At 64.5% G+C, this 22,242-nt stretch carries 21 protein-coding genes and 2 pseudogenes; 14 read left to right on the forward strand and 9 right to left on the reverse strand.

Annotation, left to right across the window (positions count from 1 at the left end; translation table 11 throughout):
- Entirely contained in the window at positions 1 to 2,145 is a 2,145-nt protein-coding gene (gene brxL / locus ABN028_RS20245) for a BREX system Lon protease-like protein BrxL (RefSeq protein ID WP_349697720.1), read from the forward strand.
- Between the two features lie 49 nt (positions 2,146 to 2,194).
- Positions 2,195 to 2,902 (forward strand): hypothetical protein, encoded by a 708-nt coding sequence (locus ABN028_RS20250; protein WP_349697721.1) that lies wholly within the window; start codon positions 2,195 to 2,197, stop codon positions 2,900 to 2,902.
- Positions 2,903 to 3,325: 423 nt separating this feature from the next.
- Here ABN028_RS20250 and ABN028_RS20255 read toward each other — a convergent pair.
- A pseudogene (locus ABN028_RS20255) lies at positions 3,326 to 3,817 on the reverse strand (transposase); the annotation flags it as partial.
- A gap of 121 nt (positions 3,818 to 3,938) precedes the next feature.
- Complete coding sequence (locus tag ABN028_RS20260; RefSeq protein WP_349695032.1) at positions 3,939 to 5,030, reverse strand: LacI family DNA-binding transcriptional regulator; 1,092 nt, start codon at positions 5,028 to 5,030, stop codon at positions 3,939 to 3,941.
- Positions 5,031 to 5,438: 408 nt separating this feature from the next.
- On the opposite strand from ABN028_RS20260, the gene ABN028_RS20265 reads away from it, so the two are divergent.
- Positions 5,439 to 8,252 carry an alpha-amylase family glycosyl hydrolase gene (locus tag ABN028_RS20265; RefSeq protein WP_349697722.1) on the forward strand — a complete coding sequence of 938 codons (2,814 nt, stop codon included), beginning with the start codon at positions 5,439 to 5,441 and terminating at the stop codon, positions 8,250 to 8,252.
- Positions 8,253 to 8,471: 219 nt separating this feature from the next.
- Positions 8,472 to 9,005 (forward strand): annotated as a pseudogene (locus tag ABN028_RS20270) (transposase); the annotation flags it as partial.
- A 258-nt stretch (positions 9,006 to 9,263) separates the two neighbouring features.
- Here the strand turns inward: ABN028_RS20270 and ABN028_RS20275 are convergent.
- Complete coding sequence (locus tag ABN028_RS20275; protein ID WP_349697723.1) at positions 9,264 to 10,052, reverse strand: DUF4328 domain-containing protein; 789 nt, start codon at positions 10,050 to 10,052, stop codon at positions 9,264 to 9,266.
- A gap of 599 nt (positions 10,053 to 10,651) precedes the next feature.
- Between ABN028_RS20275 and ABN028_RS20280 the strand changes: the two genes are divergently transcribed.
- The 4 genes from ABN028_RS20280 to ABN028_RS20295 all read left to right on the forward strand — a co-directional run bounded on the left by ABN028_RS20280 (position 10,652) and on the right by ABN028_RS20295 (position 13,458).
- Positions 10,652 to 11,179, forward strand: a complete 528-nt coding sequence (locus ABN028_RS20280) for an SMI1/KNR4 family protein (protein ID WP_349697724.1) — start codon at positions 10,652 to 10,654, stop codon at positions 11,177 to 11,179.
- A gap of 98 nt (positions 11,180 to 11,277) precedes the next feature.
- A complete protein-coding gene (locus ABN028_RS20285) occupies positions 11,278 to 11,703 on the forward strand; it encodes a hypothetical protein (RefSeq protein WP_349697725.1) in 426 nt (141 codons plus the stop codon).
- 486 nt (positions 11,704 to 12,189) lie between these two features.
- Positions 12,190 to 12,795: a YxiG-like protein gene (locus ABN028_RS20290; RefSeq protein ID WP_349697726.1), complete on the forward strand. Its 606-nt coding sequence runs from the start codon at positions 12,190 to 12,192 to the stop codon at positions 12,793 to 12,795.
- Positions 12,796 to 12,891: 96 nt separating this feature from the next.
- On the forward strand, positions 12,892 to 13,458 hold the full coding sequence (locus tag ABN028_RS20295; protein WP_349697727.1) for a hypothetical protein: 567 nt from the start codon (positions 12,892 to 12,894) through the stop codon (positions 13,456 to 13,458).
- Between the two features lie 50 nt (positions 13,459 to 13,508).
- On the opposite strand, the gene ABN028_RS20300 is transcribed toward ABN028_RS20295, so the two are convergent.
- Positions 13,509 to 13,730, reverse strand: coding sequence for a bacteriocin immunity protein (locus ABN028_RS20300; RefSeq protein WP_349697728.1), 222 nt, complete (start codon positions 13,728 to 13,730; stop codon positions 13,509 to 13,511).
- A gap of 95 nt (positions 13,731 to 13,825) precedes the next feature.
- On the opposite strand from ABN028_RS20300, the gene ABN028_RS20305 reads away from it, so the two are divergent.
- Complete coding sequence (locus ABN028_RS20305) at positions 13,826 to 14,230, forward strand: hypothetical protein (protein WP_349697729.1); 405 nt, start codon at positions 13,826 to 13,828, stop codon at positions 14,228 to 14,230.
- 52 nt (positions 14,231 to 14,282) lie between these two features.
- Here the strand turns inward: ABN028_RS20305 and ABN028_RS20310 are convergent, their stop codons facing one another.
- The 4 genes from ABN028_RS20310 to ABN028_RS20325 form a co-directional block, all read right to left on the reverse strand.
- Complete coding sequence (locus ABN028_RS20310) at positions 14,283 to 14,606, reverse strand: hypothetical protein (RefSeq protein ID WP_349697730.1); 324 nt, start codon at positions 14,604 to 14,606, stop codon at positions 14,283 to 14,285.
- A gap of 93 nt (positions 14,607 to 14,699) precedes the next feature.
- Positions 14,700 to 15,152 (reverse strand): hypothetical protein, encoded by a 453-nt coding sequence (locus ABN028_RS20315; protein ID WP_349697731.1) that lies wholly within the window; start codon positions 15,150 to 15,152, stop codon positions 14,700 to 14,702.
- Positions 15,153 to 15,230: 78 nt separating this feature from the next.
- The gene (locus ABN028_RS20320; protein ID WP_349697732.1) at positions 15,231 to 15,680 is read right to left on the reverse strand and encodes a hypothetical protein; all 450 of its coding nucleotides are present in this window, start codon (positions 15,678 to 15,680) and stop codon (positions 15,231 to 15,233) included.
- A gap of 96 nt (positions 15,681 to 15,776) precedes the next feature.
- Complete coding sequence (locus tag ABN028_RS20325) at positions 15,777 to 16,121, reverse strand: DUF7674 family protein (RefSeq protein ID WP_502879196.1); 345 nt, start codon at positions 16,119 to 16,121, stop codon at positions 15,777 to 15,779.
- A 126-nt stretch (positions 16,122 to 16,247) separates the two neighbouring features.
- On the opposite strand from ABN028_RS20325, the gene ABN028_RS20330 reads away from it, so the two are divergent.
- The 5 genes from ABN028_RS20330 (at position 16,248) to ABN028_RS20350 (ending at position 21,013) form a co-directional block, all read left to right on the forward strand.
- Positions 16,248 to 16,505 carry a hypothetical protein gene (locus tag ABN028_RS20330; protein WP_349697734.1) on the forward strand — a complete coding sequence of 86 codons (258 nt, stop codon included), beginning with the start codon at positions 16,248 to 16,250 and terminating at the stop codon, positions 16,503 to 16,505.
- A 530-nt stretch (positions 16,506 to 17,035) separates the two neighbouring features.
- Positions 17,036 to 18,664: an NF041680 family putative transposase gene (locus ABN028_RS20335; RefSeq protein ID WP_349697735.1), complete on the forward strand. Its 1,629-nt coding sequence runs from the start codon at positions 17,036 to 17,038 to the stop codon at positions 18,662 to 18,664.
- Positions 18,665 to 18,783: 119 nt separating this feature from the next.
- Complete coding sequence (locus tag ABN028_RS20340) at positions 18,784 to 19,257, forward strand: hypothetical protein (RefSeq protein ID WP_349697736.1); 474 nt, start codon at positions 18,784 to 18,786, stop codon at positions 19,255 to 19,257.
- A 1,106-nt stretch (positions 19,258 to 20,363) separates the two neighbouring features.
- Positions 20,364 to 20,717 carry a type II toxin-antitoxin system RelE/ParE family toxin gene (locus ABN028_RS20345; protein ID WP_349697737.1) on the forward strand — a complete coding sequence of 118 codons (354 nt, stop codon included), beginning with the start codon at positions 20,364 to 20,366 and terminating at the stop codon, positions 20,715 to 20,717.
- Positions 20,714 to 21,013 (forward strand): helix-turn-helix domain-containing protein, encoded by a 300-nt coding sequence (locus ABN028_RS20350; RefSeq protein ID WP_349330842.1) that lies wholly within the window; start codon positions 20,714 to 20,716, stop codon positions 21,011 to 21,013. The genes ABN028_RS20345 and ABN028_RS20350 overlap by 4 nt, the downstream gene beginning before the upstream one ends.
- Before the next feature lie 680 nt (positions 21,014 to 21,693).
- Here ABN028_RS20350 and ABN028_RS20355 read toward each other — a convergent pair.
- Positions 21,694 to 21,837, reverse strand: a complete 144-nt coding sequence (locus ABN028_RS20355) for a hypothetical protein (protein ID WP_349697738.1) — start codon at positions 21,835 to 21,837, stop codon at positions 21,694 to 21,696.
- Positions 21,838 to 22,242 lie beyond the last annotated feature (405 nt).

Here is a 22,242-nt window from a genome sequence, read left to right on the forward strand (position 1 = left end):
ATGACTGAAGACACCGATCTCCATGTGATCGACGACGACTTCCCCGACGACCTGGCGGCGGAGGCGACCGACGACCAGACACCCGAGCAGTCCGACCTCGACAAGAAGATCAACCAACACTTCGCCGGCGTCGTGGTTCGCAAGGATCTGGTCAAGGCGGTCAAGGGCAACGCCATCGTGCCGTCGTACGTCCTGGAGTACTTGCTCGGTCAGTACGCCGCGTCTGACGACGAGGCTACAATCCAGGCCGGCATCGGCTCGGTACGCCAGATCCTTGCCGATCATTACGTCCACCGGAACCAGTCCGAGCTCGTGAAGTCGACCATCCGCGAGCGTGGCCGCTACAAGATCATCGACAAGGTCGCGGTCACACTCAACGACAAGGAGGACCGGTACGAGGCCGAGTTCTCCAACCTGGGGATCAAGGGCGTTATCGTCGAGTCGTCCACGGTCAATGCCCACCCGAAGCTGCTCGTCGGTGGCGTCTGGTGCATCTGCGACATCGACTACTTCCACTTCGACGACGCCCGCGTAGTCCCGTGGCAGCTCGGCTCTCTCAAGCCGATCCAACTTTCCAACTTCGACTTCGGCAGCTACACGTCCTCGAGGCGCGAGTTCACCACGGACGAGTGGATCGATCTGCTGATCCAGTCCATCGGCTTTAACCCCGAGCTGTTCGGCCGGCGCGCCAAGCTCATCCAGCTCGTTCGGCTCATCCCGTTCGTCGAGCGGAACTACAATCTCGTCGAGCTCGGTCCGAAGGGCACCGGCAAGTCGCACATCTTCTCGGAGTTTTCACCGCACGGGATGCTGATCTCCGGTGGCGAGGTCACGGTTCCCAAGCTCTTCGTCAACAACTCCAACGGCCGCATCGGGCTGGTCGGCTACTGGGACGTCGTGGCCTTCGACGAGTTCGCGGGCAAGAGGAAGCGCACCGACAAGGCACTCGTCGACATCATGAAGAACTACATGGCGAACAAGTCGTTCTCGCGAGGTGTGGAGACGCTGGGTGCCGAGGCATCGATGGTCTTCGTGGGCAACACGTCCCACAACGTGCCGTACATGCTCAAGCACTCCGACCTGTTCGACGAGCTGCCCGAGTGCTACCACGACTCGGCCTATCTCGACCGTCTGCACTTCTACATTCCAGGCTGGGAAGTCGACATCATCCGCGGCGAGATGTTCTCGGACGGGTATGGGTTCGTCGTCGACTACATCGCCGAAGTGCTCAAGTCGATGCGGAACGCCGACTACTCCGACCGCTACCAGGAGCACTTCGCGCTCGGGCCGGACATCTCCACGCGTGACCGCGACGGCATCCACAAGACGTTCTCGGGCCTGATGAAGATCATCTACCCGCACGGGGAGGCCACGAAGGACGAGATCGAGGAGATCCTTCGGTTTGCCATCGAGGGGCGCAAGCGGGTCAAGGATCAGATTCTGCGCATCGACACCACGATGGCCGACGTGAAGTTCGGCTACCTCGACAAGGCCAGCGAGTGGCACGCGGTCACGACCCTCGAAGAGGACGAGTACCCGACGCACTACCACCAGATCCGCTACGTTGGTGCCGACGGCGGGTCCTCGCATGCGAGCGAGGCGGCGACAGCGCCGCCGCCTGCCGAGCTCGCTGCGCCGAAGCCGGTGCCCCTCTTGGAGGGCCACCGCGAGTTCCAAGAGAACCAGCGTGGCGTCGCCTACGACAATTTGCTGCTGCCGTACTTGCGCGGAGCCACCGAAATCACGATCACGGACCCATACATCCGACAGTTCCACCAGGCGCGAAACCTGATGGAGCTGATCGAGTCGCTCGCGCTCGTCAAGGATCCGGCCGACGAGGTGAAGGTTCTGCTCGTCACGAGCGAGAGCACCGACGGACCTGAGAAGGTGCAGAAGCAGATGGAGTTCCTGCTCCGTGTCAAGCAGGCTGCTGCAGTTGCCGGCATTACCCTGGACGTGAAGTTCGACGGCACGATCCACGACCGCTCGATCGTTGCCAATTCCGGATGGCGAATCAATCTCGGACGCGGGCTCGACATCTTCCAGTTCGTCCCCAACGACGCCTTTAATCTTGCGGTCAAGCTGCAGAAGTACCGCCAGGTCAAGGCCTTCGGCATCACTCACATAAGGGAGTCGAACGAGTGACGCCTGAAGAACCGACGACCGACGCTGGAGTCGGGCCAAGGAGGCTGCGGTGAGAATCATTGACTCGCCCGCGGAGTACTTGGCCAAGTACCTGAAGAGCAAGACGGCGAAGGTGCTCGCTGGCTGGGATGGGCAGATCCAGGCCGCGCAGCCGAGCCAGGTCGAAGTCTACTGCGTCCTAGGCTGGCGTGACGTCACGCGTGCTATATCCGCCACCCAAGTCATCGAGCGGGGGATGCGGCGAGGTGCTCGGGCGTACCGTGATGCGTACGGATCGGGTGGTGACACTGATTTTCTGTTCTCCTCGCCAGAGTGGCTCCTCCAGCAGCTGGTCGAGTTCCCTCCACCTCTCCACACCAATCATTCCGGGTTGGACATCATCGAGGTGTCCGGGCCGCCGCTGGCGCTGCATTTGATGCCTACGGAGGACACTCAGAGCGCTCTCGCCCACGCACCGGCTTCGCAGGTGGGCTACACGATGGCGGCATTCGGCAAGCCATTCACGATCGCCTGGATCACCGGGCGAGACTTCCGCCCGACGGACCTCGGCCTCGCGACTGTCGTCGGGTTCGTAACCCGAGCGAGTCCGGCATTCGAGGTGACGAAAGAGGTTGGATTCCGAGCCGATGACCTGCAGAAGACGTATTTCCAGTCGGTATCAAGCCCGCCGCCTGGCGAGCATGTCGGCTTCGAGGTTCACCTCGTGGTCCAGCGCGTCCGTGGAACTCACGTGGACGTCATCCACGCGTGGTACTGACTGCGTGACCAGGCGGTACGACGCGCCGCGCAGGACCAACGGCAGCACCCAGTGGCGGGTTGGCCACTTCGGGCGTACAGCTGTTTGCTGCGCCGCTGTGTGCAAATAGTCCGCGAGCTGGACCAGATCCACCGATTGCTGCTCGCGCCGCAGACCCATGGACATGTGAGCCGGGACGACTCCGCGCCGGCCTGAGATAGGCGAACAGCTGAGCGGGGTCGATGACCGGCCGTCAACCAGTAGGGCCTGGCCGAGCTCCCGCGGGGAATGCGCTCGGCCGAAGGGCACTGATATCGAGAAGCCGCAGGTCAAGGGCATGGTCGTTACCGATCTTGAAAACCGCTAGGTGAGGTAACCCCTCGCCACGTGGGTTGGAATCCCACGCCCGCCCTCCACCACGCCCTCCGCCGAGCCCGGGGACGGAACCGAGCAGGCCAACAGCCCCGAGTCGGTCGGGTACGCCACGTTGGCGGGCACCACCGTGGTGTCCACCCGCAACCGGGTCGTGCGCAATACCTTGCCGTCCACCGCCTTGGCCAGCAACGCTTCGTTCAGCCCCTCGACCGCCGTCGCGCCGCACCGCGTCGTGAGCTTCATCAAGGTCGTTGGATGAGGCACCGACCCATCTAGCGGGATCCGGCAGAAACGACGCCACGCAATCGAATCTGCGACCTCCCGACACAGGGACTCATAGCCCAACCGGTACCGGAACTTGAGGAACATCAGCCGCAGGTAGGTCTCCATCGGTGTGGAGGGACGTCCGATGCGCGGGTCAAAGAACGACACCAACGGCGCGAAGAACGCCGGGTCATCCAGCTAGCCATCTATCCGAGCCAGCTCCTCCGGAAGCCGCAGCAACTCCTCCGGTAAGGCGGACTCGAACAACGAAGGCTGATCGCCTACAGTACGAAACACAGATGGCCTCGATCCCTTCTAGCCCAAGGGGTCGAGGCCATCCTCTCGTCCAGACCACCGCCACACCATGATCAACACACCGACTTTTTCAGGTCGAAGTAACTAACGGCAGCTTCGACCGCTAGCCCCACTTCCTGTCGATTTCAGTTGACGCGTAGATGTGGCGCGGTGAATCGTCGGCCGGCTGGGGCCGCTTCGGGCGGGGTGGTGCGGTAGTGCCACGCACGACGAGGTGGGTGGGCGTCGTTATCTGGGTACCTGGAGCGGCGTTGTCGCCGAGGATGTCCAGCAAGAGTTGGCCGGCCCTGGCGCCTTGTCCCTCTGCCGCCTGATGGACGGTCGTCAGGTCGCTGAGCTCGGCCATGGGATGGTCGTCGATCCCGACCACGGACATGCCGGAGGGCACGGTCACAGCGGCTCGTCGCAGGCTGCGCAGGGCGCCGATGGCAACCTCATCGGAGAACGCGAAGACAGCGGTGGGGGGTGGTGCGATGCTGAGCAACCGATTCATGCCTTCGGCGCCGCCGGTGCGGCCCCAGGGGGCCTCGACGATGAGCTCGGGGATGACCGAGAGTCCGGCGGCCTCCATTGCCGTGGTGAAGCCGTGCAAACGATCGGCGGGTTGCGAGTAGGGCAATGACCAGTCGCCTCCGGCGTTGATCATGCCAATCCGTTCGTGCCCCGCGAGGATGAGATGGTTGGTCGCTTGCTGGGCCGCAGCCACATCATCGATGTGCACACTTGGGTAGTCGCCGAGCCTGCCTCCAGCGATCACCACGGCCGCATCCATCAGCTCGAGGCATTGTCTTTCCTCGTCGCTGATAGGAAAGGCGATCACAATGACAGCGTCGACCTGCCGTCTGGCTGGTAACTGTTCGAAGAATCGCCGACGCTCCTGCTCTGTACGTACCTGGTACAGCAGGACATCGAGGTCTGCGTTTCGAAGGCTTCCCATGATGCCCTGCAGCATCGAGGAGTAGGCCCAATGCGCAATGTCTCGCACGACGACCGCAACCCGGTTCCTAGATCCTCGCTTAAGGCGTGAAGCATCCGGCGACACCGTATACGACATGCTGGCGGCCAGCTCCTTGATGCGGCGCCTGGTCGAGCTGGACACGCCGGGGGCATCGCTCAACGCCCGTGACACCGAGGCGACCGAAACGCCGGCCTCCCGCGCCAGGTCCTTCATGTTGACGGCTGGACGACCGGGCATGCTCCGCACCGTACCCTCAACGTAATGTTACGTCCACTTGGATTCCTTGGCCCTGGCCAGCGATCCGGGGACGACACCTACATCTGACAGCTTGCCATCGAGACAAGGGTTGACACGGCTTGGAAGGTACCCAATGCTGTGACGCAATCGTTTACGTACGACGTAGCGATGTGAGACTCGGTGAGCCCTCTGGGCTTCCCTCCGGCGGGGAAGGTCGTCATGAGAAGACTCAGTGCGGTGGTCCGTTTCGGCCATGGTGCTGATCCTCGGTCTGGCTCTGGCGTCCAACGGCGCTCCTCGCGTCCCTTTGAGCATTCTTGGAGTCGGAACGTTCCTGCGCGGATTGATCCGGTCAGGCACCACGGTTTGCGGCGTCGTAGCCGGGCGCACATGGCAAGGAGGCTGTGTATGCGCACGTCCAGACGCATGGTGCTGGTTGCGGTGTGTGGCGCGCTGGCGACGTTGTTCGGTTCGATCGCGATGATCTCCGGTACGGCGAGTCCATCGGCCGCCGACAACGGGTGTGTGGAGAACCCGTTCGGGGACCGGCCCATCTATCTCAAGGGCGGGTTCAATGGCTGGTCCGCTGACCCCGCGTACCAGTTCGCGTACAACTGCAACCGCTTCGAACTGACCGTCAACCTCAGCGGGACCAGTGATTTCAAGGTCGCCGACGCTGACTGGTCCGCCGACGCGGACTTCGGCGGCGGAGCGGCCGGAAGCCAGGTTGAGACCGGGGTCCCACTCGAGCTTGCGCTCCGGGGCGCCAACCTGACGTACGCGTTCGGCGGCACCCAGACCGTCGTGCTGGACGTCTCCCAGTCGATCACGACCCCAACGCTGACGATTACCGCCTGTCCGCAGAACCCGCTGGGAGATGCGCTGCTCGGCCTCAGCGGCGACTTCAACGACTTCAGTCCGGAGGCCGCCGACTACTTCCTGTACAGCTGCGACGGCTACTACCTCAATGTTGATCTCCAGGGCACGCACGAGTTCACCCTCCTCGACCCCATTGGATCGCCGGAGACCCACCTCGGCGCGGCCGATGACAGCGGCGGCGTCGTCAACCCCAATGAGCCGATCCCGCTGTCCTCCGATGCCGAGGTCGGATCCGTCGCCGACCTTCGCTTCGACTTCACCGGGCCGCACACGCTGCGGGTGAGTTTCGAGGGCGAGGACCTGCAGCCCACCCTCACCATCACCGAACAGACCTGGGTCAATCCCGGGCTACCTGTTCCGGTGACCGACACCGTGGCGCGGCAGGTGAGGTACGACTCTCGCGATCGCGACTTCAAGGCACCGTACGGCGCCGTGCCGGCGGGTACGAACGCGCGTTTCGCGTTCGAGGCCCCGCCGGGTGTGGACTCGGCGACTCTCGTCGTGCAGACCCGGCGGCTGGAGGGGAATCAGGACGTCATCGAATACCTCGACCCGGTCCGGGTGCCGATGGAGCGAACCCGTGACGGTGAGGTCGACCGGTGGAGTGCTGCGTACCGGTTCGGTCAGGAGAACGTCTACGGCTACCACTTCGAGCTCTCCATCAACGGAGTCGGGTACGTCTATCAGAACAACAACGATCCCATTTACTGGACCACTGAGCGCGGCTCGTTCGGCCTCGGGGAGATCGCATTCCTGTCCGACGACCCCACGCGGGTTCGGCCGTATCGGCAGACGGTGTACAGCCGCGACTATCGCGTGCCGGGTTGGGCGAAGGACGCCGTCTACTACTACATCTTCCCGGAGCGGTTCCGGAACGGCGATCCCGGCAACGACCCCGAGGTGGGCACCGACACCTACCTTGATGGCCCGGTCGAGGTCCATTCCGACTGGCTCGACACCCCGTACGTCCCCGGCGACGCGGACGGTTCGACAGGAGACGACGATCAGTTCAACAACGACTTCTTCGGCGGCGACCTCGCCGGCATCATCGACAAGCTCGGCTATATGGAGACGCTCGGGGTCAACACGCTGTACATCAATCCCATCTTCGAGGCCGGCAGCAACCACAAGTACGACACCGCCGATTATCTGAACATCGACGACAACCTCGGCAGCAACGCCGACCTGACCCGGCTGACCGAACAGGCCGAGGCGCACGGAATCAGAGTCATCCTGGACACGTCGCTGAACCACACCGGCAGCGATTCGGTGTATTTCGACCGGTACGCCAACTACCCCGGCAACGGAGCGTTCGAGAACGAGACGATCCAGCCCGACTCGCCGTGGGCCGACTGGTACACGTTCGTCCCCGACGCAACCGACCCTGACGACCAGTATGCCGGCTGGGTGGGTATCTCGACGCTGCCCGAGCTGACCGAGTCCGACAGCTTCTCCGACTTCGCGTTCCGCGAGCCCGACTCAGTGATGAAGACCTGGCTCGATCGAGGGACGGACGGCTGGCGGATGGATGTGACCCCGTGGGTTAGCGACCAGTTCTGGCGGGAGTGGCGGAGCTCGGTGAAGTCACACCGTCCCGACGCACTCACCCTGGCCGAGACTTGGTTCGACGCCTCTAAGTACTTCCTCGGAGACACCTTCGACTCCACGATGAACTACATCTTCCGCAACGCGGTGATCGACTATGCCGACGGCCGCAGCGCCGCGGAGACTTACCAGAGCATCGAAATGATCCGCGAGTCGTACCCGCCGCAGGCCTTCTACGCCCTGATGAATCTGCTGTCCACCCACGACTCGGCACGGACGCTGTACCAGTTGGGGTACACCGAGACCAGCAGCCCGGAACAGATCGCCGAGGCCAAACAGCGCTATCGGCTCGCCGTACTGTTCCAGATGACCTTCCCCGGATCGCCGGCGGTGTTCTACGGCGACGAGGTCGGCGTTACTGGCGGTGCCGACCCGTTCAACCGGGCCACCTATCCCTGGGCGGACGAGGGCGGCGACCCCGACACGGTGATGCTGACCGATGTCCAGCAGCTGATCAGCCTGCGCAACCAGCACGCGGTGCTCCGGCGAGGCTCCATCGACGCACCGGTCCACCTCGACGACAAGGTCATCGTCCTCACCCGGAAACACAGGGGGACCCGGGCGATTACTGCCTTCAACAATTCGACGACGACACAGCAGGTCACCGTCGAACTGCCGCGGGGTTATGGCGACAAGCCATACACCGACGCAATGACCGGGCAGTCGGTCACTCCGACCGACGATGAACTGACCCTGACCGTGCCGGCGATGTACGGCTCTGTGCTCATCACCAGCTGAGCGAGACAGGCCTTCAGGGAGCCCGGACGGGTTCGCCTGGTGAGCCGCATCCGTACGCGCCGCAGTGGACGGCTGAGGCGCTGACTCGGACACCCGATGCGTTCGGGCTGGAACGGTCCGGAGCGTGCCGCGTGATGATCACCCCCGTCACCTTCTCCGTGGCTCCAGGTTGGGGCGGCAGGCCACTGGTTCAGGCATGACTGGCTGCCCCTGTTGTCCATGATCTGGGGGGTGTTTCACCTGGTAGTCCACGACGATGAAGGGTCCAACGCGGGCGGCTCGGTCGGCGGGTCGTTGCTGGATGAGATCGTGCAGGATGGTGCGAGGCGGATGCTGGCGGCGGCGTTGCAGGCTGAGGTTGCCGCCTACATCGAGGCCCACAGCGGTGAGCTCGACGAGAACGGTCACCGGCTGGTGGTCCGTAACGGCTATCACGCCGAACGGGAGGTGACCACCGCCGCTGGAGCTATTACGGTGCGTGCGCCGCGGGTCAACGACAAGCGCGTCGACGAGCAGACTGGTGAGCGGAAGAGGTTCTCCTCAGCGATCCTGCCGGCCTGGTCGCGTAAGTCGCCCAAGGTCGCAGAGGTACTGCCGCTGCTGTATCTGCACGGCCTGTCCAGCAGTGACTTCGCACCCGCGCTCGAGCAGTTCCTCGGCACCGGTGCGGGCCTGTCGGCGGCTACCATCACCCGGCTGACCACGCAGTGGCAGGACGAGGCTGCCGCGTTCAACACCCGCCTCGACTCCGGCGATGGACGCCCACACGTCCAGCCGTGTGCAGTGATTTGCGGCTGGAAACGGGTGGTTGCGCGGAATGCGCTCGGCCGGAGCCACGCCGTCGGCCCAGGCCGGTCCGCGATCTTGCCTCCTGGGAGGAGCAAGAAAAGCCGTCGTACGTCGGGATCGCGACGGCTGGCTCAAGGCTGCCGCGAACGCCAGCGGTGCGCCGGGGTGCGCCGTGGGCTGGTGACGTTCAGTGGGCACTTGAGCGTCGGACCGAGGTGTCCGTCACGAGGTGGGCTGCGCGATGGGCGGTGAGCCTGTACGCCAGTCCGTTGCGTCGCTACCCCTCTGCACCTGGAAGGTCGTGATTCGACCGACCACGAGGATGGCGAGGATGCCGGCGAGGACGAACAGTGGCGCGGACACCAGCCCGAGGGTCGTGCTGAGCTTCTGCGCATCAACCGACTCGTCCATCCAGATGCGGAAGGCAATCTGGTCGAACCCCGTGGACACGAGGAGACTCACCCACCAGGCGAAGACCAGAGGGGGCCTCGGCAGGCCCTGAACGGTCGCGCGTTCGGGTGGTGTGGACGGATCACTCGCCAACCAGATGTCGTCGATCAACTGCTTGGGAAACCACAGACTGACGATCGGGACGATCCAGCCCGCAATGATCCACCCCCGCGCACGACGATGGCGAGCCTTGCACAGCACCTCAGCGTTGTGCCGGGCGCGGAACATCCAGATGATGAAGAGGACGGCGCTGGTGACGATTGCCAGGGCGTACCCGAGTCCTACGACACCGGCGGCGACTGTGTAGATGACGGGCGCTGCCGCCATGTCGGAGGAAAGCGAGTCATCGACACCGAACGACCACGCCATCACCGCCGCCAAGACGGCATCGGCCACCGCCAGCGCCAGGCAGGCGGCAAGCATGATCTGCAGGGTCACGCCAAGCGTCCGGACGGACTCCAAGGAGACAGGTCTGGCCGGTTCGGCCAACGTCGACGTCCCGCACGCCGGACACACCAGCGCTTCCGGTGGGAGTGGTGACGAGCAGTTCGAGCAGTTCATGGTCTGGGATCTCCTCGACGTACCCTCGCGCGACCTGCGCAGCCGGCGTCCCCAGCGCACTGCGAGTCGACACTCCGGCGCGTACTCGCCCTACGTGTGGCTTGCTGTTTCTACCGTCCGGAGGAGCTGTGCGATCCAGGTTTCGACCGAGCTGGCCGTGAATGGACAGACGGCTGGCACATCGATCTTGGCCGAGGAACGGACCAGTTCTTAGCCAGCCATGAATGCACCGACTGGCGCGACACACCAGCCGCAGCAGCCAGAACCGCCCGCACGCGTCCAATCGTTGCTCCACCACCGGCTACAGGACGTGCCAGGTGCATTCTCACCGACACAGCCTTCCTAACCCGGCGCGTCGACAGCTCCGCTACCGTGACACCCATCACCGAGGTCGCTGCGCTGATCGTTGAACCCGCCAGGTCAAGCAGCAGGTGGCACAGGGCACACGGCGTCCTACGCCGGTGCTCCGACAGCAGATCTGCGACAGATCTCTGCCAGATGATGCGCGACATGCCTAGGCGCCTGCTGACCACCCTGCCGAGCGACCAACGCACGGATCTGCCGAGATCCGGACGCATGTATGCCGCTACCTTGGCTCCATGGAGTACGGCTCGCCCGATGTGTTTGCCGATCTATGGGACGCCGATGCGGTGGAGGCATCCGAGTACCACGAAGCGCCGCCGTCGGACGACGACGTGAGGTCAATCGAATCGGAGCTGGGGTATCGCCTCCCTTCGGCGTATGTCGATCTTGCCCGTAGACACAACGGTGGCCTTCTGCGGCGAGATGCTCATCCAACGGCGAGGCCGACGTCCTGGGCTGACAACCACGTTGGAGTCACCGGAATCTTCGCCATCGGACGCACAGCGCCGTCGAGCCTGTGCGGCTCAAACGGTCAGCGACTCTGGCTTGAGGAGTGGGGCTCTCCCGCCGTCGGCGTCTACTTCGCCGATACGCCGTCAGCGGGCCACGACATGATCGCGCTCGACTACCGAACCTGCAGAGCTACGGGCGATCCGTGCGTCGTGCACGTCGACCAAGAGCTCGGGTATGCCGTTACCCAGCTGGCCGACACGTTCCAGGACTTCATCGCTGGGCTTGTCGAGGAACGCTCATTCCCCGACTGAGTACGAACTCGCACTGATCTGCCGCAATCCGCGCGCTGTCGTGCCGGGTTGACGGCTCCGGGCCGTGTCCAGATCGAGGCCTCTGCCAGGATCGCTTCATGACATATGACTTGGCCATGTGGGAAGGATCTGCGCCGGCGAGCCCGGCGGCTGCGGCCGCCGAGTACGAGCGCCGGATGTATGTGATCGAAGCCGCTCTAGACCAGGCCGGTCGTCCGCCCCCAGCGACTCCCACCATCCGTGCCTTCGTCGAGGCCGCGCTCGCTCGATACCCGGATCTTGACGAGGACTCTGGTGACGAGTGCCCGTGGGCGTCCTCACCTTTGATCAGTGAGGCCGTTGGCGACTTCATCTGCCTACCCATGACGTTCCAGGGAGCCGAGTACGCGAGGGATGTAGTAGCGAGCATTGCGAAGGAGCAAGGTTTGGTCTGCTACGACCCGCAGGTCGAACAGCTGCTGCCCGCTGCACACAAGGCGCCGCCCAAGGAGACCTGGCTGCGCCGAGTGTTCCGCCGCGGATGAGCACTCATCTGCCGCCGAGGGTGAAGCACGACCATGCCGATGTGCGGACGTTCAGATCTAGCCGATGAGCGTGTGCTGAGTCCGTCGGGTCGCCCGGCGATCTATGGTCACTTCATGTACAACGACGCCGACGTTGAGGCCTACTCTGAGCGGCTCCGTTCGACTGACAGCGCAACGCGTGCCCTGGCCGCCGATGAGGCGACGGACGGGGTGTCCGACTGGGGGGCAACACTCCTACACAGAACCCCAGGCTCGTCGGATCACGCAGGCGCTTGTCGATGCTCTGGCAGTCGAAAGCGATGGCACGGCACGCGAGTCGATCGTCAACGCCCTCGCGACCCTCGTCGCGTGGGACCTTGCGCCGGGCGATGAGGTCTCTCGTGCAATCGCGATTCCTCGCCCTGCGAACGATCCCTTTGGGGAGTACTGGACGGACATCGAGGAGTGGACCAGTCGCCACGAATCTCGTGGCTGAAACGACCGATCATGCAGCTTGTCCGCTCGATCATGCCGAGTTTCGTGCGGCTCGGCCGAATCCACGTGACGTGTGATGCGGCGCTGGTGCAGGCTATCGGGGTGGACGCCAAGGAACTGCGCGAGGCGCTAGAAGATGTCTTCGACCAAGCCCTCGTTTTTCACGGCTACGCGGACTACATGCGTGACTACGACGTCTACGTATACGCGACAGCCGACCCCCGTACTGGTATCCGTCCGGAGCACCTTCGCTATCGATTTACCCATTGCGTCAGAGCGTCGGTAACAACCGCAGTTCGGCGAGATGTGTGGCCCCGCTCGCTTGGCGATGAGTTCACCGAGTACGACGAATGGCTACGGTCCGGGGAGCCCGAGGGCTACGTGTGGGGCGTGAAGTGGCAGTGCCTCTACCCAGGCATGCAGTTGATGCCCGAGTCCGATGAGACTCGCGAATGGTCAGCGCTGCTGGGACTGCCCTTCCGCGAGGTGTTGATCGAGACCAACGGACACAACATAACGCTGATCTTCGCCGACCTGAGAGTCAGCGTCGTCGAGCCGGGAGCCGCCCCATTCGTCGTCCCGCAGTCGGGCCCGGACGGCAAGATTCCGCTGCCGTAGCGCACACATCTGCCGCGATCCGCGCGCGATCATGCCGATGAGAGGTCGCGCCGCCCTAGACCCCAGGGGACGACACGTTCAACTAGTGTGTGCAGCGTGGACGACCGCGAATACTTCGAGTTAGAGGATGCACCGCTGACGTCGTTCCAACTCAAGTTCCTGGCGGCACTGCGAGTCTTAGTTGACGGACGCCTTCGCCCGTATTGCGTTGAGTTTGACGACGACAGACTCCTGCTCGCCTTGGACATCGACGCGCCCGACGTTGCCCTGATCAACGTCGGTTTGGAACTCAGCGGGAATCGGCTGCGAGGAGACCGGATCAGCGTCCACGATCGGACGTTCCCGCCTACACCAACCCGTGATGGATTCGTTCTAGAAGGCACCCCGACCGACCTCGCTGCCCGGGGATGTGAGTTGCTGGACACTTACGTCCGTCGGCCGGTCGTTAGGTACGAGTGGCTGCACCGACGGAGGGTGTACGCGACGTGCCATCTGTTTGAGGACACGGGTGAACGGCTGGCCGACATGTATCGCAGCGACTGGGCGCCGCGGAGACAGGAAGCCGAACTCATGGCCAAGGGCTTTGTGCACGGCCGTGGCTGGATCCAAACTGAAGGTCTTGGGGAGCCCGACCGAGTGGTCTTGGTCCGAGGCGCCCGCTGAAGATCGCGGGAGCAACACGCCTATCTCGGAGACGTCCGCTCATGCCGCTGTCAGAGCTCGATCGGACGGTAACTCGGGGCTCGGTCGACAACCTCGGCCGACGTGGGCTCGTGATCGAAGTGGTCCGTCGACCAGAAGATCAGCTCGGTAGCTGCGGGGTCGAGAACGCCGCCCTGAAACTCGGCGACCAGACTGTCGACTTCCTCGTCGCTGGAGTAGTCGCCATCCATCAGCCGCTGGACGATCTCGATCAATCGTTCACGCTCAGACACGCATCAAGGGTGGCAGCCAGCCGCGAGTAGCGCCACCCACATGCCGCTGACGGCTCGGCCGCTGCGACCTATCGCTTAGGGCAGATGTGCCATGCTTGACCGGTGCGCACGCATGGGTGGACGACGCCCTTCATCGCCAGGACTGGCGAGAGATCGAGCAGTTCCTCGGCACGATCGTGGACAAAGCGCCGGAGTTTGGCTACCTCACGGAGATCGTGCGCAGCGTCATCGCCTCAGGACGATCCGAGGAGCTCGCCGGCTGCACCTCGATGCATGACCTCGTCGTCGTTCCCCGCCCTGTCCCCGACCCGCCGTACGGCGTCGTGATGGTCCGCGCACCCAACTCACTTCGCCGCGCCCCACGCGCCGGGAACGTGCTCATCGAGGAGCAGTCGACCACCGGTCACAACGACATCATCGAGCGCCCAGCTGCTGATGCCGTCGCTCTCTTCTGGCGCTTTATGATCGAGAAGTTCGGCATCGCACCCAGGCCCCACTGACCCGCACTCACATGCCGCGATCCGCGCACTCGGTCATGCCGATGAGCGTGCGTTAGGAGTCGGCCATCCAGACGACCGGCTTGTCAGGTTGCGGCACCCATGTGGCCCAGTCACGCAGGGCCGCGTCCGCGTCCGATACCGCTTCGCGCGCATGACCGGGCCCGATCCATTCGCCGCGGACAAGGGTGATGCGTCCCTCGCGTAACAGGTCTCTCACGACGGATTCGGCGATCGCCAGCCGCGTGCTGAGTGGTTGGTCGGGATACCAGCTGTTTGCGTGCCACCACACCTCGTATACGCCTTGGTCGTCATCTCCTTGATCCGAGATGACCTCTGCCTTGAAGGCGTCGTAGTCAGGAGGCAGGTCGAGCGGCATGCGAGCCATCCTGCCTGATCGAGCGCACGCTCATGCGGCTGTCCGCGTGGTGCATGCCGACGAGCGGTATCCCCGCCCGCGTAACATCCCGGGTCAGTCGAACCAGTTGAACAGCAGATCGCCAACGGACTCTGGCTGGTGGTACCGGACGTCGGCACGCTGCAGATCGCTAAGGCGTTCAACGTGCTCGGGACGCAGCGGAGCGCGCAGCACGTCGGCGTCGGCAACCGCCAGGCCCGCCTGACGGTACGAGCCGGGCGCCGGGACCTCACCGAACTCCAAGGGCCCGTTCTCCGGCACGCCGTCATCGGAGGAGGCGGCGACCAGGCCAACGGCGGCATTGAGCAGGATCCGAACGACCTGTCCCTTGGGCTCCACTCGGACCCGGTAGTAGTTCCACCCGGGTCCCGGCGGCCGAACGGGTCCGGCGATGGCCCCGCCGAGTGACCTCAGCGATGCATGGACCGCCGAGAGCCACGCACGCGCCATGTCGTCGTCGATCGCACCGGTCACGGCTTCCGGCGTGACCCACTGTCTGAGCTGCATCCGGGAAGCATGACAGCAAGCGCACGCTCATGCCGCGTTCGGGTGACCGCGGCCGCGTCGATGCCCGGGCCGGCTGACTCAGGCTGCAAGGTGGGCCCGGATGAGTTCCAGGTGACCCTTCGGAAACGGATGCTCCACCCACCGTCGCTGGTACTCGGCCTCGCCATACTCGTCGAGGACTCTCTGCGCCCCGTCGGCGATGGCCTCCGCCATCTCGCGAAGCGGCGTCTTAGTCTCGAAGACGACGTGGCCCCGATCGTCCGACTCTGGAGAGTAGAGGTCGCGGAACGCGAGCACGCGGAGCCGTACATCCGAGTCTGCCCGATCGAAGAGCCACCGATACTCACCGGGCTCTTCCTCCCAGGAGCAGCGGGCCTCCTGCGCACCTTCGAGCAGCACTCCAACGGCCTCGAGGAGGTCTCCGAGTGCATCCTCAAGGTAGGACGCTGTAATCGTCGCCGAGCTGGACCGGTCCTCCAGGCGCGCCTCGGACCAACCCGTGCCCGTCAGGCGATAGGTGAACTCCACAGCAGCGCATCCTGCCAGGCGGGCGCGTGGTCTTGCGCACTCATTTGCCGCGGATAGTAAGTCGCGGTCATGCCGAATTGAGTGCGTTCTAGTTCGTCACGATTCCCTCTGTCTGCGGGCCTCGGCCTGCAGGCCCAGCGGCCAGGACTCGATGAAGGGCTGCATGGCGGGCCCCCACCAGCCGGTGTCTTCCACGAACGAGACGGCCATGGCGTTGTTGACGTACTCGTCACCGTCCACAAGAGCGCGGTCGAGCACCACTAACAGCCTCTGTAGAACGTCGGTGCGTCCCGTATCGAACGCCTGGATGGCGTAGCGCCGGAGGTCGGCGCTCAGCAGGTGCAGCAACACCCCTTCGTTGTCCTCCAGGTGCTCGCGCACAAGCGGCTGCACCTCGGGCACTTCGCTCACCAACGCGGCGAGCAAGTCTTCTGCCGTCATCGTCACGGCACCAACTATCCCTGGAGGAAGTCACGCACATACCGCCGAGCGTGAATCACGACCATGCCGATGAGAGGTCGTCACTCAATCCGGGGGCAGCAAGGGCTCTTCCCGCATACTGGGCCTGTGACGGATGAGAGTACACCGAAGGCATGGGTGGTCGGCCTCCCTGCGTCGCCACCGATGAAGGACTCGCCGGAGGAACTGCTAATGGCTGCCGGTGGGAGCGACGCACCCTCGAACCCGTACTACCAGCTCGAGGTTGACCACGCGAATGACCCGGCTTTCGTCCGCCAGGAGACGGCTCGGCGGCGGTTCCGTGGTCAGTACCTGCGGCGTCTGCGTCGGTTGCGTCAGCGGGAGAAGCACCTCCGCACGGACTAAGCCAAGCGCACTCTCATGCCGCATTCCGCGCGGTCCTGCCTATCGGCGCTTCCTAACCGCGGGTGATCCCAAAACCGCTCGGATCCTCTTCGAACTGATCGCAGCCGTCATGTTCGAACCGAGCACAGCCGTCGAACGGAGACGAGTCACAGGAGCAGACGCCCCAGTCGGCACCGATCTGGCCCCCTAGAGCCAACCAGTGAACGAGCCACCGCACTGCTGCCAGTACCACTCTTCTCGGTACCCCGGGTCTCCAGTGCGACGGTTCAAACGCTCACCCCAGCGGACCTGGATCGCCCTACGCTGTTGTTCGTCCACGTGGCGGAGTGTCCCACGGAGACGACCGCTCATGCCGCGATCCGCTTGTGCCGATGAGCGGCCGGGCGTCGGCGTCTTAGCTTGTCGTTTAACCTCTGTGATCGCGTTTCGCAGGTGATGTGTTCGTCTTCGGCGTGTCCTGTTGGTAGGTGAACGGCCATCGCTCGATGATCTTCGGGTTCCTGGCAAGAACGTCCGAAGGATGACAAGCGATGGCCGCGCAGATCAGTTTGCCTCATACGCAGTGTCGACGTGAACCCGACACACAGCTTGGAGATCTCGGCCAGTTCCGGGTCGGATTCTATGACTGTTTGATCGCGCGGGCGGATGCGTTGTTCGAGCTCACTGAGGCCGTGCTGTGCGAGCAGGGACCCGTGCACACGCTGGTCGAGCTGTGCCTTGCAGCACAACATCGGCGTGGCCATGGCGCACTGTACGACGGTCTGAACGCCGGCCGAGTCGATATCGGCAGGCTGCGATGGCAGTTGGCCGGGCTGCGGCTTCCACGTGACCGCCAGGGGCGGATCGTGTTGGGTGTCGATGTCAGCAACTGGCTACGCCCCGACGCTGCGACCAGCCGTGAGCGGCTGTTCTGCCACACCTACGGCCGCGGTAAGGGCCAGGCGCAGATGATCCCGGGCTGGCCGTACTCGTTCGTCGCCGCGTTGGAGACTGGGCCGAGCTCGTGGACGCAGATGCTGGATGTGGCCCGGCTGCGCCCAGGTGAGGATGAGACCACCGTCACCGCCACCCAGGTCCGCGACGTCGTGAGGCGACTCGTCGAGGCCGGGCAGTGGACCAGTGGTGATACGGACATCCTGGTGGTGTTCGACGCCGGCTACGACGTCACCAGGCTGGCGTTTCTTCTAGTGGACCTGCCTGTTCAGCTGATCGGCAGGCTGCGCTCTGACCGCGTTCTGCGGTTGCCGAAACCACCACGTGCTCCCCGAACCAACGGCCGCCCACGTAAACACGGAGGAGAGTTCGCACTCACCGATGAGGCGAGCTGGCCTGCACCCGATGTGCAGACCACCGACGAAACAACCCGATACGGCACCGCAACCGTCAAAGCCTGGGACGGGCTGCATCCCCGGCTCACCCGCCGCGGCGGCTGGGCGGACCACGAAGGTGAACTCCCGGTCATCGAAGGCACCCTGATCCGGCTGTCCGTCGATCACCTGCCCGGCGACCGCAACCCGAAACCGGTCTGGCTATGGGCATCAGCACTCGACCTGTCCGCCGAGCAGGTCGACCGGGCGTGGCGAGCGTTCCTGCGCCGGTTCGACATCGAGCACACATTCCGAATGCTCAAACAGACCCTCGGTTGGACCACCCCGAAGATCCGTAACCCCGACGCCGCGGACCGCTGGACCTGGCTCATCCTCGCCGCCTACACCCAACTCTCGCTTGCCCGAGATCTCACCGACCACATTCGCCGCCCGTGGGAACCCCGACGACCAGCAGGCAAGCTGCCCACCCCGGCCCAAGTACGCCGGGGATATCGGACCTCCACCGGAAACTACCCCTGCCGGCCCGTGCACCAAAACCCAGCCGACCCGGCGCAGGACGACCCCCGGGACACAAAAACCGCCAACGCGCTCGACGTCACGACGTCGGCAAACACGCCAACCCAACGCCATGACGGAACGATCAAGAGGTTAACGACAAGCTCAGGCGTCGCGTATTCGCCGTACAGCGTGGAGTCGCCGTGCAAGTTGCGGATCTCGATCCCCCTGGAGCTGGTCCGGCTGTACCACGAGCGCTGGGAGGTCGAGATCGCCTTCCTCGCCTTGCGCCACACCATCCTGCAGGGCAACGTGCTGCGCTCAGGCGATGAGTAGGGCCTGCAACAGGAGATCTGGGCGCTGCTCACCCTCTACCGGCTGCTGCGCATGGCGATGGTCGAGCGGTAGAAACCTGCCCCGGCGCCGACCCGGACCGGGCCAGCTTCATCACCGCCGTGCAGACCGCCCGCGACCAACTCATCACCGCCGCCGCGATCTGCCCCGATGAACGACCCGATCTGCTCGGCCGGATCGGCCGCGCCGTCATGGACACCCTGCTGCCCGCACGCCGAGTCCGCTACAGCGCCCGCACGCTCAAGTGCGGCACCTCCCGCTACCGCGGCCACGACCCCCTCCGGCCGGAGGCCGCGACTGCCATCACCGCGATCGACATCACCCTGCACACCCCAGGCCTGACCGAGCGACCTGCCCACAGGCGAAAGGCATCGGCACCTACTGCCCCCACACGAAGGCAACGCATCACCGCGATCATGAACACCGAAAGGCACCGCAGCTGGAGCGGCCGGGAACTCGCCGACCGACTCGGCATCAAACCCCGCATCATGCTTACCCAGTTGGCCGAATGGGCCCGCTACGGCTTCCTCACACGCACCGGGCCCGGCACCTACGCCCAACCCGAACCGCCATGAACACCGAGGTCGTTGACACCGCACAAGATCGCCTAACTACGCGGCATTGCTGCGTGATCGGCTCCGCCGACCGTTGACCCCATACGCTCCGACCTTCACTCTGGCTGGCTGCGAGGACGACGGAGAAGAGTGGTTGGCCGCCTTCACGGCGCCGGGAGGAGATCGCTGACTGCACTCGGTCGAGGAGTAGCCTGGCACGGAATCGCTAGGCTAGGGCACCTCTGCCGACTCGGGAGGGCACATGCCCCGCGTAGTGTCGATCGCCATCGTTGCGATTGCCGCCATCCTCGGAGGGAGCGGAGGCGGATGGCTCGCTGACTTCGTGTACATGCAGTTCTTTGCCCCGCCTGGCTGCAACGACGTCATCACGCCGGACGGAACCCCGTTACTGATGTGCCTTATGCCTAGCACCCCATGGTGGAGCTTGCTCTGTGGCGTCTTCTTGGGAGGCGTGAGTTCCGGAGCCGCAGCTACTTGGATTCTGCGGGCACTACCTCGTCACGCCACGACCGCAGACGGTTAAGCGCATCGAACGGGCGCTGACCCCAAGATGACCCCAGCCTGACCGCAACGACTTGCTACGCCAGGCGACGATGAGCACCAGGCCCACGACCTCCGAAGCGGAGAAGCGCAGCTCGCGATCGACCTGCCTGCCTCTACGGAACAGAAGGTCGGCGTGCAACCCGCGTGCAATAGCGGCATGGACGGATCTGGACCGCTCCGGACAACGAGTTCCCTGGACGCCTGCCTGGCCGCCTGAAACAGCACTGCCTGGACTGATCTGGACAAGAGAGCATGGGTTCCTAATTCGTGTGTCTTGGAGTGCTTACGATCGGCCTCACCAGCCAGCATCGGCGCCACCACCCGTCAGGCGGCGTTGATCGGCTCGGTCATCAGCTGCTCTCGACGCATGCCGTCAGGCGCGGTGCAAGAACGGGTGCGGGAGGGGCGCGGACGCCCTTACGTGTGGACGCACCGAAGGCAATCAGTCCACGCGTCTGCAACCGCGTTGACGGCGGTCTCCGGCCACCAGGCACCGCTATCGCCGGCGCTGCTTACCCGATCTTGACTGTACGGCGATCCCAAGACCCCATAGCATCATTGCTATGGCTTGGGGTAGTGTGGAGCTGGAACCGGAGGTCCGGGAGTGGCTGGAGCAGCTGTCGGGTGGGCATTTTGGTCGTGCGGCGTTCTATGTTGATCTGCTGGGCGCGCAGGGGGCGCAGCTGAAAGAGCCGTACACCAGGCAGCTGGACGGGAAGCTTCGGGAACTGCGGTTCCACCTGGAGCGGGACGCGGTGCGGATCACGTACTGGATCGCGCCCGGTCGGCGGATCATCCTGCTGACCGTGTTCCGTAAGACCCGGATGCGGGAGGATCGGGAGATCGACCGGGCAAGGCGAGCGTGGGCGCGGTGTGTGGCCGAGGCGCACACGGTCGAAGCTGAGGAGGAGCGGTGAGCGGGCGAACCGAGTGGGCGGAGATCCGCAACCGGCGGATGGCCGAGCCGGGTGCAGAAGCGGCCTACGAGGCTGCCCGGCTAGCGTTTGAGCTGGGTGCCGCGGTCCGTCAGCTACGTGAGCAGCGCGGCTGGAGTCAGAGCGAGCTGGCCCGGGCAGCGTCCATGACCCAATCCGCTGTCGCCCGGTTCGAAGCCGGCGGTACCGTCCCCACCCTGCCCGTGCTCGAGCGAATCGCCCACGCGCTCGACGTCGAGCTTGCAGTGAACTTCAAACCCAAGCCGTCTGCCGCGTAACCGCAATACCCCCGCCGGTACTCACGTCTGTCAATGGCTCTGTCAACGAAATACCGTCTGCGAGTGCCTCGCATCACAGGATTGACAGACGAACGTCCAGGTCAGCAAGCGTGGGACAGTCCGTACGACAGCTAACGGCCCTCTTGTAAACGGGCGCTCGCCGGGTTGCCCTTGAGGTGGGGGAGGGCGGGACCCGACGGGCAACACGGCTGCCGGCGCGTGTTGCCTGTGGCCAGGAGCCTGCGCCCACCTGCTTGCAGCGGTTCGGTGGATACACGAGCTGGCTCGTCGCAGATCCGGCCGTCCACGGCCGGCTGCTACTGCCGCGGCCGGTCCTTCGACGTATTTGCGGCGGAGTTCGCTGCTGATCGACGAACCCGCAGGTCGTATGCGGCGAAACATCCTCCTTGAAAACCGCTAGGCGGGGTACCCCCCCGCCACGTGGGTTCGAATCCCACGCCCTCCGCCGATCAGCAGAAGTACCCCTCTGACCTGCACGTTTATCTACGCCGCCGGACAAGGCAGGAGTCCGGCGGCGTACGGCTGTGTACGACCATCTACGGCTGGCTGTGCTAAATACGTGCGCAAAATGCGACGAGCGTTGGGTGGTAGCTAGCCCCCTCTCCAGCCTGGACGCTTTGGAGCTCAGTCGCTGCCTGCGCGAATGCGGCCCTCGTCGCTCAGGTCCGAAGGGCGGCGAGCGGGCGCCAGGCCAGGGCCGCGATGGCGAGCATAGAGGTGCCGGCGAGCCAGATCCCGGCGGCGAGCCCGAGATGCTGCGCGACGATGGCTCCCAGAGCTGCGCCGACGGTGACGCCGCCCATGGACGCGAATTGGAAGACGCTGTGTGTCCGTCCGAGCAGCTCGACGGGGGTCGCTTGTTGTTGCACTGTGGTCTCGGCTGCTCCGCCGACAACGGTGTGAATGCCCGAAGAGCAGCATCGTGACGGCGACGATCCAGGGCGTTGGATGGATGGCGAGGACAAGGTGGACGCGTCCTTCGAACAGGAAGCCCAGGCGCACGATCCCGACCGCGCCGAGGGTGGGTGCGATGCGGGCGTACGCCTATGGGCCAGCGAGTCCTCCGACCGCCGAGCAGATCGTGAGTAGTCCGAACTGGACATCGCTGAGACCGAGCAGTTCGGTGACGTAGAGAACCCATGTGGCGAATGCGGCCATGAAGGTGATGTTCACGGCGGCGCTGGTGATCAGGAGCGTCCGTAGCGCTC

Origin of the sequence: Actinopolymorpha sp. B17G11 (assembly GCF_040196095.1) — a bacterium.
GTDB lineage: Bacteria > Actinomycetota > Actinomycetes > Propionibacteriales > Actinopolymorphaceae > Thermasporomyces.

What these genes read in the sequence shown, in the direction of transcription:
- ABN028_RS20345 (WP_349697737.1), top strand. Translation starts at nt 20,364, where the DNA reads ATGGCTTGGGGTAGTGTGGAGCTGGAACCGGAGGTCCGGGAGTGGCTG.
- brxL (WP_349697720.1), top strand. Translation starts at nt 1, where the DNA reads ATGACTGAAGACACCGATCTCCATGTGATCGACGACGACTTCCCCGAC.
- ABN028_RS20275 (WP_349697723.1), bottom strand. Translation starts at nt 10,052, where the DNA reads ATGAACTGCTCGAACTGCTCGTCACCACTCCCACCGGAAGCGCTGGTG.
- ABN028_RS20310 (WP_349697730.1), bottom strand. Translation starts at nt 14,606, where the DNA reads ATGCCGCTCGACCTGCCTCCTGACTACGACGCCTTCAAGGCAGAGGTC.
- ABN028_RS20355 (WP_349697738.1), bottom strand. Translation starts at nt 21,837, where the DNA reads ATGGGCGGCGTCACCGTCGGCGCAGCTCTGGGAGCCATCGTCGCGCAG.
- ABN028_RS20290 (WP_349697726.1), top strand. Translation starts at nt 12,190, where the DNA reads ATGCAGCTTGTCCGCTCGATCATGCCGAGTTTCGTGCGGCTCGGCCGA.
- ABN028_RS20335 (WP_349697735.1), top strand. Translation starts at nt 17,036, where the DNA reads ATGGCCGCGCAGATCAGTTTGCCTCATACGCAGTGTCGACGTGAACCC.
- ABN028_RS20265 (WP_349697722.1), top strand. Translation starts at nt 5,439, where the DNA reads ATGCGCACGTCCAGACGCATGGTGCTGGTTGCGGTGTGTGGCGCGCTG.
- ABN028_RS20315 (WP_349697731.1), bottom strand. Translation starts at nt 15,152, where the DNA reads ATGCAGCTCAGACAGTGGGTCACGCCGGAAGCCGTGACCGGTGCGATC.
- ABN028_RS20325 (WP_502879196.1), bottom strand. Translation starts at nt 16,121, where the DNA reads ATGACGGCAGAAGACTTGCTCGCCGCGTTGGTGAGCGAAGTGCCCGAG.
- ABN028_RS20285 (WP_349697725.1), top strand. Translation starts at nt 11,278, where the DNA reads ATGACATATGACTTGGCCATGTGGGAAGGATCTGCGCCGGCGAGCCCG.
- ABN028_RS20280 (WP_349697724.1), top strand. Translation starts at nt 10,652, where the DNA reads ATGGAGTACGGCTCGCCCGATGTGTTTGCCGATCTATGGGACGCCGAT.
- ABN028_RS20260 (WP_349695032.1), bottom strand. Translation starts at nt 5,030, where the DNA reads ATGCCCGGTCGTCCAGCCGTCAACATGAAGGACCTGGCGCGGGAGGCC.